13 protein-coding genes are annotated in these 17,146 nt (G+C 71.0%); 8 read left to right on the top strand and 5 right to left on the bottom strand.

The window, feature by feature from the left end; genetic code table 11:
* Window positions 1-373: 373 nt before the first annotated feature.
* The 3 genes from ACFU8W_RS00125 to ACFU8W_RS00115 all read right to left on the bottom strand — a co-directional run bounded on the left by ACFU8W_RS00125 (window position 374) and on the right by ACFU8W_RS00115 (window position 4,104).
* Entirely contained in the window at window positions 374-1,810 is a 1,437-nt protein-coding gene (locus tag ACFU8W_RS00125; protein WP_384030776.1) for a hydrolase, read from the bottom strand.
* A gap of 557 nt (window positions 1,811-2,367) precedes the next feature.
* Window positions 2,368-3,564, bottom strand: coding sequence for an MBL fold metallo-hydrolase (locus ACFU8W_RS00120; protein WP_384030773.1), 1,197 nt, complete (start codon window positions 3,562-3,564; stop codon window positions 2,368-2,370).
* Window positions 3,565-3,663: 99 nt separating this feature from the next.
* Entirely contained in the window at window positions 3,664-4,104 is a 441-nt protein-coding gene (locus ACFU8W_RS00115; protein WP_384030770.1) for a PPOX class F420-dependent oxidoreductase, read from the bottom strand.
* A 162-nt stretch (window positions 4,105-4,266) separates the two neighbouring features.
* Between ACFU8W_RS00115 and ACFU8W_RS00110 the strand changes: the two genes are divergently transcribed.
* From ACFU8W_RS00110 to ACFU8W_RS00090, 5 genes are all read left to right on the top strand, one after another.
* On the top strand, window positions 4,267-4,830 hold the full coding sequence (locus ACFU8W_RS00110) for a carboxymuconolactone decarboxylase family protein (RefSeq protein ID WP_384030767.1): 564 nt from the start codon (window positions 4,267-4,269) through the stop codon (window positions 4,828-4,830).
* 118 nt (window positions 4,831-4,948) lie between these two features.
* Window positions 4,949-6,577, top strand: coding sequence for a thiamine pyrophosphate-binding protein (locus tag ACFU8W_RS00105; protein WP_384030765.1), 1,629 nt, complete (start codon window positions 4,949-4,951; stop codon window positions 6,575-6,577).
* Window positions 6,574-7,797: a Glu/Leu/Phe/Val dehydrogenase dimerization domain-containing protein gene (locus ACFU8W_RS00100; RefSeq protein ID WP_384030762.1), complete on the top strand. Its 1,224-nt coding sequence runs from the start codon at window positions 6,574-6,576 to the stop codon at window positions 7,795-7,797. Before ACFU8W_RS00105 ends, ACFU8W_RS00100 begins: the two co-directional genes overlap by 4 nt.
* A gap of 159 nt (window positions 7,798-7,956) precedes the next feature.
* Window positions 7,957-11,685 (top strand): S8 family serine peptidase, encoded by a 3,729-nt coding sequence (locus ACFU8W_RS00095; RefSeq protein ID WP_384030759.1) that lies wholly within the window; start codon window positions 7,957-7,959, stop codon window positions 11,683-11,685.
* A gap of 104 nt (window positions 11,686-11,789) precedes the next feature.
* A complete protein-coding gene (locus tag ACFU8W_RS00090) occupies window positions 11,790-12,401 on the top strand; it encodes a TetR/AcrR family transcriptional regulator (RefSeq protein ID WP_345516401.1) in 612 nt (203 codons plus the stop codon).
* A 50-nt stretch (window positions 12,402-12,451) separates the two neighbouring features.
* Here ACFU8W_RS00090 and ACFU8W_RS00085 read toward each other — a convergent pair whose 3' ends face one another.
* Window positions 12,452-13,453 (bottom strand): DUF6745 domain-containing protein, encoded by a 1,002-nt coding sequence (locus ACFU8W_RS00085; protein ID WP_384030756.1) that lies wholly within the window; start codon window positions 13,451-13,453, stop codon window positions 12,452-12,454.
* 123 nt (window positions 13,454-13,576) lie between these two features.
* On the bottom strand, window positions 13,577-13,903 hold the full coding sequence (locus ACFU8W_RS00080; RefSeq protein WP_266978962.1) for a hypothetical protein: 327 nt from the start codon (window positions 13,901-13,903) through the stop codon (window positions 13,577-13,579).
* A gap of 166 nt (window positions 13,904-14,069) precedes the next feature.
* Between ACFU8W_RS00080 and ACFU8W_RS00075 the strand changes: the two genes are divergently transcribed.
* Genes ACFU8W_RS00075 through ACFU8W_RS00065 form a run of 3 tightly spaced genes read left to right on the top strand, consistent with a single transcriptional unit; the run spans window position 14,070 to window position 17,139 of the window.
* Window positions 14,070-15,026 (top strand): STM4015 family protein, encoded by a 957-nt coding sequence (locus ACFU8W_RS00075; RefSeq protein WP_345516389.1) that lies wholly within the window; start codon window positions 14,070-14,072, stop codon window positions 15,024-15,026.
* A 6-nt stretch (window positions 15,027-15,032) separates the two neighbouring features.
* Window positions 15,033-16,004, top strand: coding sequence for an STM4015 family protein (locus ACFU8W_RS00070; protein ID WP_384030751.1), 972 nt, complete (start codon window positions 15,033-15,035; stop codon window positions 16,002-16,004).
* Window positions 15,985-17,139 carry an STM4014 family protein gene (locus ACFU8W_RS00065; RefSeq protein ID WP_345516387.1) on the top strand — a complete coding sequence of 385 codons (1,155 nt, stop codon included), beginning with the start codon at window positions 15,985-15,987 and terminating at the stop codon, window positions 17,137-17,139. Before ACFU8W_RS00070 ends, ACFU8W_RS00065 begins: the two co-directional genes overlap by 20 nt.
* Window positions 17,140-17,146 lie beyond the last annotated feature (7 nt).

Below are 17,146 nucleotides of genomic sequence, written 5' to 3'. Positions count from 1 at the left end.
AGTAGTCACCAATCGGGCTCCTGCGACGGGGAGTTGTCAAACTTGCCCGCTATCCGTCCCGCTCTGGTATGAGCTCTCGCACAAGAGACCGATAACGCCGCATTGACACGGGTCGCCCGGCAGCCTGAGAGCCGGGTGCGACGGACCGACGGACCGACGGACGCACGCGAACGGCCCGGACCGACCGGGCCTGCCGGTCGGTCCGGGCCGTTCGCGTGCGTCAACGCCCGTTGTCCGTTGTCGCCGAGCGCCTGCCGGCTGTTGCCCGTTGCCGGACGTCACCCGGCACCGCTCCATGCGGTCGGAGCCACCTCCGGGTGGCCCGCCCCCGCGGCCGGGTCGGCGTGACTGCGGACGCCCGGTGCGACCGATGTCAGCTCGCGTTGAGCGCCGTGTCGTCGATGACGAACGAGGTCTGGAGCCTGGAGCCCTCGACGCCGGTGAACTTGATGGTCACGGTCTGGCCCGCATAGCTGCTGAGGTCGAAGCTGCGCAGAGTGTAGCCACCGGCGGCGTTGAGGTTGGAGTAGGTGGCGAGGGTGCCGAGCACCGTGCCGGAGCTGTTGAGCACCTGGGCCTTGAGGGTGTCGTAGGCGGTGCTGGTGGTGGTCTCGGCGGTGTCGATGTGGAGGTAGAAGCTGAGGGTGGCGGCGCAGCCGGACGGGATGGTGACGGACTGGGAGAGGGTGTCGGTGGTCGCCGAGCCGTAGCCGCCGAGCCAGGCCTTGTAGGAGCCGGTGCGGGCGGCCTCGCTGCTGCTCGTGGTGATGACGCCGCTGCTCGCGGTCCAGGAGGTGTTGCCGGACTCGAAGCCGGGGTTGGCGAGCAGTTGGGCGGCGGTGCAGGTACCAGTGCCACCGCCGCTGCTGCCGGAGAGCCACTCGGTGGCATTGAGGGCGAGGGCGGCGTTGGTGGCGCCGGAGTCGTTCCAGCCGTCGTACAGGGTGTTGCCGGACTGACCGGTGCCGTCATCGATCGGCGAGCTGTCGCCCCAGAAGGCGACGCGGCCGCTGCCGAAGGTGCTGGTGGCGAAGAAGGCGCCGGTGTTGCCGGAGTACCCGGTGCGGTAGAGCAGGCCCTTGACGCTGGAGTTGTCGGCCGGCTTGAGGGTGGCGGTCGTACCGCTGGCGATGAGGCTCTTGGTCACCGTGCCGAAGGAGCCGTGCAGCACCGCGTCGGTGCCGTCGGCGATCGCCGCCGGGTAGTCGGAGCCGATGCTGAGCGAGTCGACGGAGAAGCCGAACGGGTCGGTGCTGTCGACGGAGTTGTTGGTCATCAGGTCGTTGATGATCTCGACCGCGTCCTCACCGTCGCTGTTGCGGTCGGCGCCGGTGTGGTCGGAGATCAGGAACAGGCCGCCGCCGTTCTTCACGAAGTTCATGACGGCGGTCTTCTCCGCCGCGGTGAGCAGAACGTTCGGCTCGGGCAGCACGAAGGTGTCGAAGTTCATCAGGTCGGTTGCGCCGGTGGTGCCGTAAGTGATCGAGCTGCCCGACGGCAGCGTCTTCAGGCTGTAGTTGCCGGTCCTCTGCAGGGCCACGCCCCAGGAGGAGAGGGCGCCGGTCCAGGAAGTCTCCGAAGTGGGGCTGGAGTTCTGGCCCAGAGGGTCCGGCTGGCTGGTGCTGATGATCCAGTCCGCGTTGCCGGCCGTCTCGGCGTGTGCGTTGTCGAACAGCACGCGATGGGTGGTGGCTGCGGTGGCGCTGGGGGCGGCGTGAACCGCCTGGACGGCGGTGCCTGCGGCGAGGGCGCCCAGGACGGCCATACCGCTGACGAGCCTGCGACAAGGGGACTTACCGAATCCAAGCATCCGTCATACCTCCGGGAGGGGTTGATCTACGAGGGCGCAGGCGCTGGGTACTGAATTCTTCGCGCGTAGAACAATGACCGGGATGCAACCCGGCATGACCATTTAAGCGTACATGACAAAAAAGTCTTCCCGAACGGCACGGTCGAGGAGCGCCACGTAGTCAGCTTGGCCGTTGCTGCCCGTTGACACCATGGCGGTCCAGCGAGCGGATCCTCCCGGAGCGACCAAAGACCGGACCTGGTCCATGAGCGATGCCACCGCCTCGATGGCCGACGCCGGCCGGGCCTTGGGGCTCCGGCGGGGGACGACGCAGGACGGCCCGCCGGTACATCCGGCGGGCCGTCCGCGGCGGGCGTCAGGTCCTACGGTTCGAGCGCCTCGATCAGGACCTCGGAGGCGCCTGCATCGAGCAAGGACTGCCGGACCCGCTCCAAGTCCGCCGTCACCGCCCGTTCGGCCTCGTCCACATCACGACACCCCGGACACCGCGGGCTCCGAACGGTCGTTCGGAGCCCGCGGCTATGAGCAGGCAGAGTCAGCGACCGGCGGGCCCGAGATCACCGCTCGCCCGCAAGGTCGACCTCTTCCTGGTGCACCGGTGCGGTATCCGCCCCCTTGGAGCGACGCCACGGGTGCGCAATAGGCGCGGACACCGCGCGCCACCAGGGGTCCGTGGGGAGCATCCCCGCCGGTTCGAAGGGTTCGCCGGGTCGGGGGAGCGCCACCGCCTGCCCGACCTCCGCAGCAGCATCCTTCGTCCACTCCCCCGGCTCGGCCCACGGGTGCGGGGCCAGATTGAACGTGCCCCAGTGGATCGGCAGCATCGCTCCGAGCGGCTTCCCGCCCTGGAGGTCCAGATGGGCACGCATGCCCTCCGCCGGTGTCATATGGATGTCGGGCCAGTACTCGGAGTAGGCGCCGATCTGGATCATCGTCGCGTCGAACGGGCCGTGCTCGGCGCCGATGTCCTTGAAACCGGGGAAGTAGCCGGTGTCACCGCTGTGGTAGATCCGGTGCTCCGGGCCCGCGACGGCCCAGGACGCCCAGAGGGTGTGCTGCTGGTTGCGCAGGCCGCGCCCGCAGAAGTGCCGGGCGGGGGTCGCGGTCAGGCTGATCCCCGCGATGTGCGTGGTCTCGTTCCAGTCGAGCTCGCGCATCCGGTCGGCGGACACGCCCCAGCGCTCCAGGTGGGCGCCGACACCGAGCGGCACGGCGAAGACCGTGTCCGTGCCCGCCAGGGACCGGATCGTCGGCAGGTCGAGGTGGTCGTAATGGTCGTGGGAGATGACGACCGCATCGACCGGACCGAGCGCGGCGAGGGGCAGCGGAACCGGGTGCAGCCGCTTGGGCCCGGCGAACGCGAAGGGCGAGCATCGCTCGCCCCACACCGGGTCGAAGAGCACCCGGCGGCCGTCGATCTCGGCCAGCACGCTCGAATGACCCATCCAGGTGAGCCGCAGCCCCGTGGCGGGCGGCGCGGCGAGGTCGGCGAGCGTGGTGGCGTGGACGGGTGTCGTGCCGGTCGGCGTCCTGCGGGCCCGCTCCTCCTTGCGGAAGAAGACCTTCGCGAACTCCAGCATGGAGCCGGACGGCCTGGTCCGCGCCCCCATGGGGTTCTGGAAGACGCCGTCGGCGAAGTTGGGTGAGCGCCGGATGCGCTCCATGCGATCGCCGTCGGGGTCGGCGCCGAATGCGGCAGGTCGCAGCGTACGGAGCCGGGTGCGGAGCGGAGGCAGGGAGTCAGCGCCGGTCACAACATCTCCTGAGGGAGTCGGTGTCGTTTCATTATGAGCAGGGGGTGCGACGGTGCGAGTACGGAACAGCCAGGGGAATGACGACCGGACCGCGCCGCCTCAGCCACGCGGCTGCCCGTACACATGCTCCACGTGCAGGCGCAGGACGATCCGCCGGTCGCGGACCATGGCACTGCGGTAGTCGTCCCAGTCGGGATGCTCTCCCTGCACGTCGCGGTAGAGCGTGATCAGCTCCTCCACGGTCGCGTCGTGCGGATCGGCGGCGACCGGCGACAGCTCGGCGGCCCCGTCCGCGACCGTCCAGGCCCAGCGGTCCTTGCTGGTGACGTGGTAGCTCGCCCTGGGATCGCGCCGGAGGTTCCGCGTCTTCGCCCTGCCCTCGGTGATCGAGACGCGGATGATGCGCTCCTCGGGATAGTAGAAGTGATTGACATTGGACAGTTGGGGCCGGCCGTCCCGCTTCAGCGTCACGAGCACCCCGCCGTCCTCCTCGGCGATCAGCCGGAGAAGCGCGTCCTGCTCTGCATCGATTCCCGTCATGCCGGAACCAACGTCCGTGCCCTTCGCAGGATTCCGCGATCGGCCGCTCGCCGATGTCACATCCGGCGGCTCCCGCCCGTCGCATCCGTGACAGCAGCCGCCGCCGGTACCCCCCGGGGGAGTCGCGCGGCGGACTCGGAGCCGAACCGAAGGAGACCCGCCATGACCGCCCGTATCTCGCTCGACCCGCCCCGCAGTCTCCTCTTCCGCGCCGTGTCGTGGTACTCGAACCGTACGTACGGGAAGGTCATCGATCCCGTACGGGCCACCGCCCACCACACCAGGGTGCTGTGGGCCGGACTCCGCTTCGAGCTGGCCGTGGGCCGGTGGAAGACGCTGGACCCGCAGCTCAAGGCCCTTGCGGTGATGACGTCCGCGGCGACCGTGGGCTGCAGCTGGTGCATGGACTTCGGCTACTGGGAGAACCACCGGCACGGGATGGACCCCCGCAAACTGCGCGAGGTGCCGGTATGGCGGGACAGCGAGGCGTACACACCACGGGAGCGTGACGTCATGGAGTACGCGGAGGCGATGAGCCTCACCCCGCCGGAGGTCACGGACGAGCTGGTGGACCGGCTCAGGACCGCGCTCGGCGAGAAGGCCCTGGTGGAGCTGACGACCATGGTCGCCGTGGAGAACATGCGCTCACGGACGAACTCCGCACTGGGTCTGACCAGCCAGGGCTTCAAGGACGAGTGCGAGGTGCCGCGCCCTGCCGCCCCCTGACGGTCGCACCTCAGTCACTGAACAGCGATTCAGTAAAGATCACATTGACAGGGGTACCCCCGCCTCCCAATACTGACTGGCGATTCAGTAAATCGACCGGTTGACGGAGGGAGGCAGTGTGTCCGAGCAGCCGAGGCCGACCTCACTGACCGGCGGCGAAGCCGTGGTTCGCGCACTGGCGGAGCACGGTGTGACGCAGGCGTTCGGGATTCCGGGAACGCACAACCTGGAGATCTACCGGCATCTGGACCCGTACGGAATCGCGCATGTCACCCCGCGTCATGAGCAGGGCGCGGGGTACGCCGCCGATGCGTACGCGCGGGTCACCGGGCGCCCCGGGGTGGCGATCACCACCACCGGTCCGGCGCTGCTCAACATTGCGGCGGCGGTCGGGCAGGCGTACTCGGACAGCGTGCCGATGCTGGTCGTCTCGCCGGGCATGCCACTGCGCCACCCGCGCCAGTCGACCGGTCTGCTGCACGAGATGCGCAGCCAGACCGAGGCGCTGCGGGGGGTCTCGGCATTCAGCCACCGGGCGTCGACGGTCGAGGAGATCTTCTCCGCGGTGGCGCGCGCCTTCACACTGTTCCGCACCGGACGCCCGCGCCCGGCCCACATCGAGGTGCCGCTCGATCTGCTGGAGAAGCCGGAACCGGCGGGTCCTGTGCGGCTCGCCCCGCCGACGCCCGCGCTCTGCCCGTCCCTGCCCGTGCTGCGGGACGCGGCGCGGGTGCTGCGGTCGGCCCGGCAGCCCGCACTGGTCCTCGGTGGCGGCGCCAGGAACGCCGCGACGCAGTGTCTGACGCTGGCCGAGGAGCTGGGTGCGCCGGTGGTCACCACTGCCAACGGCAAGGGGATCGTCGACGAGACGCACCCGCTGTCGCTCGGGGTGTCGCTGCACAGTCCGTCGGTACAACAGTGGCTGGCCGGGTGCGATGCGGTGCTGGCCGTGGGCACGGAACTGGCCGAGTCCGATCTCTGGTCCGCGCCGCCCGCGCTGCGCGCCACCCTGATCCGGGTCGATGTCGACCCGGATCAGATGTACGCGGGGCTGCCCGCGCAACTGCCGCTGGTCGGCGACGCCCGCACGACCCTGGAAGCCCTGCGGCAGCAACTCGCCGAGCCCCACGGCGCACCGGGTTCCGGGGCTCCGGACCGGACCGGTGCCGTACGGGCGCTGCGCGCCGGGCGGGACGCGGAGACCGCTGAGCGCGATGCCCACCGGCTGCCGTATCTGCAGGCCGTGCGAACCGTGCTGGACGCGGACGCGATCCTGACCTCGGACAGTGCGCAGTGCTGTTACTACGGCGCGATCCCGCATCTGCCGGTGGGTCCGACGGGGCGCTATCTCCATCCGACCGGCTTCGGCACGCTCGGCTATGCCCTGCCCGCCGCGATCGGCGCGAAGACCGCGTATCCCGCCCGTCAGGTGGTGGCGCTGAGCGGCGACGGCGGGCTGCAGTTCTCCGTGCAGGAGCTCGCCACCGCCGCCCAGCTGCGACTGCCGCTGCCCGTCGTGGTGTTCGACAACGGCGGATACGGCGAGATCCGCGACGAAATGGCGGCGCGCGGCGACACCCCCACGGCGGTCGATCTGCCGTCCGTCGACCTCCCGGCGCTGGCCCGCGCGTACGGCGGCCACGGTGTCCACGCCGATTCACCCGAGGCGCTCACCCGCGCCCTGTCCCTGGCCCTGACCACCCCCGGGCCCACCCTGATCACTGTGACCGAGGAGACCCCCCGATGACGACGCCGACGACGACCGCGTCCCCGACCACCCCGCCGACTCCGCTGATCTCGCTGACCTGGACGGACCATGTCACCGGACGCCAGGGCCATCTGGTCGTCGACCGGCTGGTGCGCGGTGTGTCCAGCGGCGGGCTGCGGATGCGGGAGGGCTGCACGCTCGACGAGGTGGCCGGACTCGCCCGCGGCATGACGATGAAGGAGGCCCTGCACTTCGACGCCGATGACGCACAGGCCCGCTACATACCGCTCGGCGGCGCCAAGGGCGGCATCGACTGCGACCCGCGCGCCCCGGAGGCGTACGGGGTCCTGGTGCGCTATCTGCGGGCCGTGCGCCCGTACATCGAGAACATCTGGACGACCGGTGAGGACCTCGGGCTGACGCAGGACCTCGTCGACCGGGCGGCCGCCGAGGCCGGGCTCATCTCCTCGATCCAGGCCGTCTATCCCCTGCTCGACGACGAGACGGCGGCGCGGCAGCGGCTCGCCGACGCGTTCGCCGTCGAGGTGGACGGCATCGGGCTCGACGAACTGGTCGGCGGCTGCGGGGTCGCCGAGTCGGCGCTCGCCGCGCTGGACCGGGCGGGCATGGCGTACCCGCAGGCGCGCGTCTGTGTGCAGGGCCTCGGCACGATGGGCGGGGCGACGGCACGGTTCCTGGCGCGGGCCGGGCTGAAGGTCGTCGCCGTCGCGGACATCAAGGGCACCATCGCCAACCCGGCGGGCCTCGACGTCGAGGCACTGCTCGCCGCCAGGGACGCGTACGGAACGGTGGACCGCGGCGCGCTGCGGGACGAGGACCGCGAGCTGCCCGCCGACGCCTGGCTGGCCCAGGAGGTGGAGGTACTCGTCCCGGCAGCGGTCTCGTACGCCATCGACGCCACGAACCAGGCTCTCATCACTGCCCGTTGGGTGGTCGAGGCGGCGAACATGCCGGTGCTGCCGGAGGCGGAGGCGCTGCTCGCCGGACGCGGGATCACCGTGCTGCCCGATGTGGTCGTCAACTCCGGTACGAACGCCTGGTGGTGGTGGACCCTGTTCGGCGACATCGGCGCCGACGCCGAGGAGGCGTTCGGGCACACCCGTCGCTCGATGCGCGCCCTGATCGACCGGATGCTGGCCCGCGCCGAGGCCGACGGCTCCACGCCCCGTGCGGCGGCCCATGCGCTCGTCGCCGAACGGCTCCCGGTGATGGCCGAACGGTTCGGCTGGTACCGGTGACGCGCCGCCGCCCTTCGCTCAACTCCCGCTGATCGAAAGGGTTTACGGCGAATAGCTGCCATGGCAGCTTCCCGCCAGCACCGACCGGACCCACGCCGCCATGCTCCTGACATTCTCGCCTCACCACCCCCTGGGAACACACGAGTTCACGAGGTGAGAATGAGACGGACCAGATGGGCGGCGGCCTGCGCCACAGCGCTCGCCGCCGCCCTTGCCGGTGGATCACTCCCTGCCGCTGCCGACAACGCCCCCGCCTTCGCCGACCCGGCCATGTCCCCGGCCGCAGGTGGCGCAGCCCGCACCGTCACGCTGCTGACCGGCGACGTGGTGACGTACTCCGGCAGCGGGAACGCCGTGCAAGTCAGCTCGATCGTGCCTGGCTCCGGCCGTGAGGGCATGGGCTTCACGCGGTTCCGGGCGGACGGCCACGAGTACGCGGTGCCGATCGACGCCGTCGGACAGATCGCGCAGGGCCGCGTCGACCGACGGCTGTTCGACGTGACCGAGCTGGTCACCTCGGGCTACGCCGACAGCAGAACCGACACCCTGCGGCTCCTGGTCGGCGGCGACACGCCGTCCGCCGCAAGCCCCGACGCGCCGAAGGGTGCCCGTGTCGCCGCGGCCTTCCGCACCGCACGCACCACGGCTCTGAGCGTTCCGAAGAAGTCGGCCGGCACTGTGTGGAAGCAGCTCGGCACGGCGTCCGGGGCCCGCAGCGAAGGCATCGGGAAGGTCTGGCTCGACGGAAGAGTACGGGCGACGCTCGACCGGTCCGTACCGCAGATCGGCGCGGACACGGCTCACCGCGCCGGAATCACCGGCAAGGGCACCAAGGTCGCGGTCCTCGACACCGGCTACGACCGCACCCACCCGGACCTGAAGAATGCCGTCACCGCCTCGCAGGACTTCACCGAGGACGGCGACGTCCAGGACCTCCAGGGCCACGGCACCCATGTCTCCTCGATCATCGCCGGATCCGGTGCCGCCTCCGGGGGCCGGTACGCGGGTGTCGCGCCGGGCGCGGAGCTCGTCGAGGGCAAAGTCCTCGGCAACGACGGCTACGGCTACGACTCCTGGATCCTCGCCGGCATGCAGTGGGCCGTCGACCAGGACGCCCGGATCGTCAACATGAGTCTCGGATCGAACCGGGCCTCCGACGGTACCGACCCGCTGTCCGCCGCGGTCGACAAGCTCTCCGCCGAGCACGGCACACTCTTCGTGATCGCCGCGGGCAACAGCGGCGACCGTACGATCAGCGCGCCGGGCGCCGCCGATGCCGCACTGACGGTCGGCTCGGTCACCAAGTCCGGTGAGATGTCGGCGTTCTCCTCACGCGGACCACGCCAGGGCCGGCCCGCAGTCAAGCCGGAGATCTCCGCACCGGGCAGTGCCATCGTGGCCGCCCGCGCCGCGGGCACGCTGGACGACGCAGCCGTCACCGAGCAGTACGCCTCGCTCTCCGGTACGTCGATGGCCAGCCCGCATGTCGCGGGCGCCGCCGCCCTGCTGGCCCAGCGCCACCCCGACTGGTCGGGGGCGCAGCTGAAGTCCGCACTGGTCGGCAGCGCCGCCCCGGTGGCGGGTGCGACGGTGAGCGACACGGGCGCCGGTCTCACCGACGTACCGGCCGCACTGGACACCACGGTGGTCGCCGAACCCGCCGCGCTGGCCGCCCACGCCACGTACCCGAACGCCTCCGCCGCCCCGCAAAGCGATGACGTGACCTGGACGAACACCACGGACAAGCCCGTGAGGCTGGAGGTGTCCGCCGGGCCCGGCCGGGCGATCAGGCTGGGCGCGGAGACGGTGACCGTGCCCGCTCGGTCGTCCGCGGTCATGGAGGTCGTCCTCGATCCGTCACAGGTCGAGGCGGGGACAACGTACGGCGGAGCGGTCACCGCGACCTGGCCGGGGCGCGGCAGGGCGACGGTGCCCGTTTCCGTCGAGGCCGATCCACAGACGTACACCCTCACCCTGACCGGTCCCGCACCGCGCGAAGGCGCCGAGCGCACCTCGACGGGCGCGGTCCTGCAGAACGAGAGGACGGGCGCATCCCAGCTGATCGGCCTGGACGGCACCAAGCCGAGGACGGTGACGCTGCCGCGCGGCAGCTACCGCGTCCTGGGGCACACGTGGGAGTACGACACCGTGGGCAACACGGTCGTCGGGACCACCGCGATCCATTTCGCCCACCGGGTGATGCTCGATCGGAACAGCACCCTCGCGCTGGACACCAAGGGCGCAGAGCCCGTCAGGATCGGTGTCGACGACGGGTCGGCCCGGGTGTCGCTGCAGTCGGCCACCGGGATCGCGTCACGGGTCGGTTCCGGCACGAATGCCGCGGACACCGGGCTGGTGGCACCGAGCTCCGCCGGTCAGTACCGCGTGGAGGCGGTGCCCTCCACGGGTGGGACGCTGGACGGGCTCACCTTCTTCGGCGGGCTGAGCTGGCAGCAGCGCGAGGTCGATGCCCACGAGCCGGGCTCCTCGGCCGACGCGCTGAGGCTGCTGCTCTCCCAGTACAGCATCTACAGCTGGCTGGGCACGGCCACCGGTGAGGTCGTCGACATCGGCACCGGGGCGGACACCGACCCGGCGGCCATGGACCTCAAGGGCAAAATCGTCCTGTGGACACCGGCCACCAGCCAGACCGCGTTCAACAACGCGCTCTACCAGAAGCTGACGGACGCGGGCACGGCCGCCATCGTGTATGTCGGCTACGGACTCTCGGTCTACAAGCCGACACCGGTGCTCAGGCTGGACGCGGCCAGTGTGCCCGCCCTGCGGGCACGGCTGGCCGAAGGACCGCTGACGCTGACGCTCGACGGCATCAGCACCTCGGCGGACGCCTACTTCCTGCACCACTCGGTCGACGGCAGGGTCCCGGCGGGCGCCGACTGGTTCGACCGGCGATCGAATCTGGCCAGGGTGACGACGGTGGAGCGCACGCACGGCTACCCGAACGACCCCAAGGGCATGTACGCCTGGACGACGTGGCACGGGCTGACGCTCAACCAGCAGTCCACCCGCTACCGGCCGCCGTCGGAGCAGACGCTCTACTACAGCCCGGACGTCGCGTGGACGACGGCGACCTTCCACTACCAGTACGACGTCTCCGACTTCGTCTACCCGTTGGGGACGCTGGTCGGCCCGCCCACCGTGTACCGCGCGGACGGTGACTACCGGGACGACTGGATGTCCGCGCCCTTCAACCCGGCGCTCGGCGAACAGGCCGGGGCGGCGCAGATCACCCGGGACGGCGACAAGCTGAATGTGGCGCTCCCGGTGTTCTCGGACGCGGCCGGGCACCGTGCCGAGACGGCGCCGGGGGCGGACACCGGCAGCACGGTCCTGGCGGACGACGGCGGGAAGGTGCTGGCCCGCAACGACGCACCGGGCCGCGCCACGTTCGACCTGCCGCGCAAGGACGACTGGTACCGGCTGACGGTCGACGCCACCCGTACGTCACCGGACCCGGTGACGTGGATGCTCGGCACCCGGATCACCAGCGAGTGGCGGTTCCGCTCCGGTCACGAGAAGTCGGCTGCCGCGGCCCGGCTGCTGGACCTCGACTACCGGCTGCCGCTGACCGGCGAGAACGCGGCCGACGCGGGGAGGCCGCTCGATTACACGGTCGGACTCACGGCGCAGGGCAGTCGGCGGGCGCTTGCCGTCGCTTCGTTGAAGGTCTGGTACGCGACGGACGGCACCGGCTGGAAGCAGGCCGCGGCAGCACGTACGGCCGACGGCAGGTGGAAGGTGACGGTGCCTGCGATGGGCACCGCCAAGGTCGACCTGCGCACCACCGTCACGGACACCTCAGGTGCCTCGCTGACGGAGACCCTGATCGACGCCTACAACTCCGGCTGCGCCGATATCTGGTGCTGACCTGCGCCGGAGCCTTGAGGTGACAGGTGGTGAGCAGGGGGCGGGGCCGTATGCGGTCCCGCCCCCGACCTGTCCGGGACCGGCGCATTGGTTAGGGTGACGCCGTGGCAAGAGTGCGGTTGAGCGTGGCGGAACGACGCGAGGAGCTGCTCCGCGCTGCCGTCGAACAGATCGAGGTACGAGGTGTCGCAGCGGTACGGATCGCCGATGTGGCGTCCGTGCTCGGCGTGAGCAACGCCCTGGTGCTTTACCACTTCTCGACGAAGGAGAAGCTGGTCGCAGCCGCCTTCGCGCATGCGGCCGAGGCTGACCTCGCCCATCTGCGCAAGCTCCTGAGCCGTCGCACGAGTGCGGTACGGCGGTTGCGCGCCGCCGTCCGCTGGTACGCACCGACCGGGCAGGCCAAGGGCTGGCGGCTGTGGATCGAGGGCTGGGCTGCCTCGCTCCGGGACCCGGCGCTGCGCAATGTGGCCGGCGATCTCGACCAGCAGTGGAAGGCGGAGCTGGCCGAGGTCATCGAAGAGGGCGCCGCCGCGGGTGAGTTCCACTGCGACGACCCGATGTCCGTGGCCTGGCGACTGACCGCCCTGCTGGATGGTCTGGCCGTCCAGATGACGTCGTACGCCGGTCCGCTCTCCCGGGCCACGATGCTGGCGTGGACCGACGAGGCGCTGGCCCGCGAACTGGGCATCGACCAGGCGACGCTGACGGCCTGACCCGGCCGGCCACTCCGCCTCCTTCGCTTCCCTTCCGCCCTGTCGACCGATCAGGTCTGGCGCAGAGGCGTGTACGCGTCTTCGTCCAGCCCGAAGGTCCAGGCGACGCCGCTCTTCGCGGTCCTGATCGAGGGCGGTACCCGCAGCCAGTACGTGCGATGGGTCCCGTCGGGCTCCGGGGTCGAGTTGACCACCTCGACCATCACCACGTCCTCGTCGCCGTCCAGCGCGATCCGCCACAGGATGCCCGTCTCGTCACGGTGCACCGGCTGGGCGCCCGACTCGGTGAGGTAGCGGTCGTAGCCGTAGAACTCCAGCATCACGCGGCGCAGCTCCGCGTTCTCCTCCTCGCGTATCCGCTGGGGGGTCAGGGTCGTCAGTTCCGCGAGGAACTCGGCGGGAACAGGCATGCCGCGCCAGGCGTACAGCGCGAAACCGTCACGGTACGAGAGGGCAGGGCCGTCCCCGCGGTCGAGCCGGCCCGCCTCGTCGCGGTGGAGCGTCTCCGGGCGTTCGCTGATCACCACGGTGCGCTCGTACGGCCACCACCAGCCCGCGTGCCTGGCCACCTCCGCCAGGCCGTCGAGCCGGTCCCCGCGGCCGTCGAACGCGGCGAGCCACGCCGCGTCGTGCTGGCCGAGGACCGCGTCGAGCAGCACCAGGCGTACATCCGACTCGTCCTCGGGGCTCCCGGCGAGGGCCGCGACGACACCGGTCCGTATCCGCTCGGCGAGCGCGGCCGTGGTCTCCCAGAGCTGAGCGCCCGTGGCCGACCAGAGGGAGGACCAGCCGGCCGGACCCAACTCGTCGTACATCCGCCGCCGTTCCTCCGCCCACGGGCGGGTCCGCACCTCGTCGCGCACCGAGCGGCCCGCGTCGACGAGCTTCTCGACCACCTCGACGGCCGCCTTCGGCGAATCGGCCCAGACAATCTGCTCCGGCTCGGCCAGTCCCGCGCTGCGGTAGGCGAGGCGGACCCCGTCCTCGGCCGCTCCCCGGTCCGCCGCACCGGTCGCCGCTGCCACGGCCCGCCATGAGTCCACGTACTGCATCGGTTGTCCCCGTCCCCTGTTCGCTCTCTTGGATCTCTGCTGTTCGCCGCCTGTCCGGCGTGTTCGCCCTGCCGCCCGGTACCGGTCCGCTGCGTCGCCCGCCGCCTGCCCGGACCGGCCGGCTCAGTCCGCGACGATGCGGACCGCGCCCGGTGCGTACTCCCGCTGGCGCACGACGCGGTACCAGCCCTTCGACAGCGGTATCGCCGCATGCTCCTCGTGCACCACCCGCCCGCCGTCGGGGAGATGGAGCAGCATCGGGCCGAAGGCGCCCGCCTCGCGCATCAGCCGGCCGGGCCCTTGGACTGCATGCGCATGACCGGTGACCTCGCCCAGCGCGAGCACCATCCGCCCGCGGGCGTCCCTCGGCTCCCCCGGCGCGTCCGCCAGGTGCGCGGGCACCTCGGACTCGTCCAACGCCACGATCAGTACATCGCCCTGCCGGTACACAGACGTCTCCCCTCCAGGGTGGCACCCGCTGTGCCGACCCTGGAGAAAACGCTAAGGGGAGGGTCTGACAATCGGTCACAACCGCTCCCCCGCCCGCCGCATTGTCAGTGGGGCTTGATAAACCTTGCCGACATCAGCCGTCCCCCAGTCTCAGGAGCTCAGGGTCATGTCCGGTGTGGATCACCTGCACGAGTTGCTCGGCCTGCCGGCCGTCGACTTCCGGCACGCGACGAACGAGGCGCCGGCGCAGGCCGCCGATGCCGTGGCCTGGCGTATCACGGTCGACCCGTACGACGACGAGTCCGAGATGACCTGGGAGCAGGCGTTCCAGGCATTTCTCGCTGCTGTCGACCCGGCGGGCGTGCGGGCCCTGATCATCGGCCAGTGGGGCGAGTCGTACGAGGAGACGTCGTCGTACCCGATCGATCTCGTGATCGCCGCCGCCGACCGGCTGACCTCGCTGGAAGCCGTCTTCGTCGGTGACATGACGGCCGAGGAGAACGAGATCTCCTGGATCGAGCAGTCCGACGTCACCGCGCTGCTGAGGGCGTTCCCCGACCTGCTGGAACTGGGCGTGCGCGGCGGCACGGACCTGGAGTTCTCCCCGTCGAAGCACGAGCGGCTGCGTTCGCTGACCATCGAGACGGGCGGGCTGCCGGCCGGAGTGATCCGCGGCATTCTGGACAGCGAGCTGCCCGCGCTGGAGCGGCTCGATCTCTGGCTCGGTGTCTCCGAGTACGGCGGCGACGCCGATGTCGCGGACCTGGCCCCACTGCTCTCCGGCTCGCGCTTCCCCCGCCTGCACCACCTCGGTCTGCGCAACAGCGAAGTGCAGAACGAGATCGCGACGGCCGTCGCGGGCGCCCCGGTCGTCGCCCAGCTGCGCACCCTCGATCTGTCGCACGGGACGCTGGGCGACGAGGGCGCGGCCGCGCTGCTCGAAGGCCAGCCGCTGACCCATCTCGAACGGCTCGATCTGCACCATCACTTCCTCACCGCGCCGATGGAGCGCCGGATCAAGGAGGCGCTGGAACCGCACGGAGTGCAGGTCGATGTGTCCGAACGCGAGGAACCCTGGGACGATCGCGGGGCCGAGGGCCGCTACACCGCGGTTTCGGAGTGACACCCCATGACTGACATCGACCACCCCGAGACGTTCCACGGCCTGCCGGTCCTCACGCTGCCCGGCCCCGGGCAGCCGCACACCGGTCCGCTTCCCGCGGCGGACGCGGTCGCCTGGCGGCTGGAGAGCGCCTGGCAGGGCAGCCTGACATTCGCCGTCCTGTGGGAGCACTTCCTCGACACGGTCGACACCACGCAGGTGCGAGCCCTGCTGATCGGTCCGTGGTGGCAGGAGGAGTACGAGCCGTTCGCCCCCGTCGTCGACCTGCTGGCGGGCCATGCGGACCGGTTCCCGTCCCTGCGGGCGCTCTTCCTCGCCGATGTCGTCAGCGAGGAGTGCGAGCTCTCATGGCTGGAGATGGCCGACATCACCCCGGTGCTCGAGGCGTTCGGGCAGGTGCAGGAGCTGACGGTGCGCGGCTCCGGCGATCCGATCGCCGGCAAGCAGACCCTTGATCTGCGGCCGCTGCGGCACGAGGCACTCACCTCGCTGCGGTTCGAGTCCGGCGGGCTTCCGTCGGCCGTCGTGCGCGCGGTCGGGGCGTCGGAGCTGCCCGCGCTGGAGCACCTCGAACTCTGGCTCGGCGTCGCCGAGTACGGCGGGGACGCGACGGTCGAGGACCTTGCGCCGCTGCTCTCCGGTGCCGCGTTGCCGAACCTGCGCCATCTGGGTCTGCAGAACAGTGAGATCCAGGACGAGATCGCGGCCGCGGTGGCGTCCGCCCCGGTTGTCGCCCAGCTGGAGTCGCTCTCCCTGGCGATGGGCACGCTCGGGGACCTCGGAGCCGAGGCGCTGCTCACGGGCCAGCCGCTCACCCACCTGAGCTCGCTGGATCTGCATCACCACTACATCAGTGACCCATGGTTGGACCGCCTCAGGGGACTGCTCGGTGCCGACCGGGTGAACGGTGAACCGGACGAGGTGGAGTACTGGGATCCGGATGAAGACGACGAGCGCTATGTCGCAGTCAGCGAGTAGGGCGGGCGGCCCGGCGGTGCGCTTCGCCGTCGTGGGAGTTCCCGGCAACCGCCGGGTCACACTCTTCCGGGACGCCGTACGCGCCGCCGGGCTGCCGGCCGCGCGTGTGGTGCCCTGGCTGGACGTCCTGGGCGGCAAGGCCGTTTTCCGGCGGGGCGAGACCGTACGGATGGACTCGCCCGGTGAGGACGCCGAGGTCGAGCGGTTGCTGCGGTCGGTGGACGATCCGACGAGGGTCGAGGGCACCGCCCTCTGGTACACCCGGTTCACCGGAGCGGTGCGGACGGTCGCACGGGCGGCCGACGCGGCCGGAGCAGTCCTGCTCGACGCCCCGGGCGATGTCGCCGTGCTGTTCGACAAGCGGCTGTGCCATGCCGTGCTGGACGGCGCCGGGGTCCCTGTACCGGCTTCGCCGACCTCCGGCGCTGCGGCGCCCGTGGTGCGCGACTGGGCGGATGTGCGCGAGCGGATGGCTCAGCACCGGATGCCACGGGCCTTCGTGAAGCTCGCGCACGGCTCGTCCGCCTCGGGGGTGCTGGCCGTGGAGACGGCAGGTCCGGGCCGGGTGCGGGCGACCACGTCGGTGGAGCGCGACACGTCCGGACGGCTCTTCAACTCACTGCGGGTGCGCCGCTGTACGACGGAGCGCGAGGTGGCGGCGATCGTCGACGCGCTCGCACCGGACGGGCTGCACATCGAGCGCTGGCTGCCCAAGGCATCACAGCGTGGGCGCTCGGCCGACCTGCGGGTCCTGGTGGTGGCGGGCCGCGCCACCCATGCCGTCGTACGGACCAGCCACTCCCCCATGACCAATCTTCACCTCGGCGGCGAGCGCGGAAGCCTCGACGAGGTCCGCGCGGCCGTCGAGTCGGCGGGCGGCAGCTGGGCCGAGGCCCTGGCCGTGTGCGAGCGCGCCGCTGCCTGCTTCCCGGACACGCTGTGTGTGGCCGTCGACCTGCTGCCCGCGACCGGCTGGCGGCGGTTCGCCGTCGGCGAGGTCAACGCCTTCGGCGACCTGCTGCCACGCCTGACCGGGCTGCCCGGCAGCGGATTCGAGGGCCTGGACACCTACGCGACGCAGGTCGTCGCCGTACTGAACAGAGCAAGGAACCACCGTGCAAGCGCCACCCCCTGACGCCGGA

The organism is Streptomyces sp. NPDC057565 (assembly GCF_042801455.1).
GTDB lineage: Bacteria > Actinomycetota > Actinomycetes > Streptomycetales > Streptomycetaceae > Streptomyces > Streptomyces yanii.
Note: the sequence above shows the minus strand (reverse complement) of the source record. Positions and strands in the feature narration are given on the sequence as shown.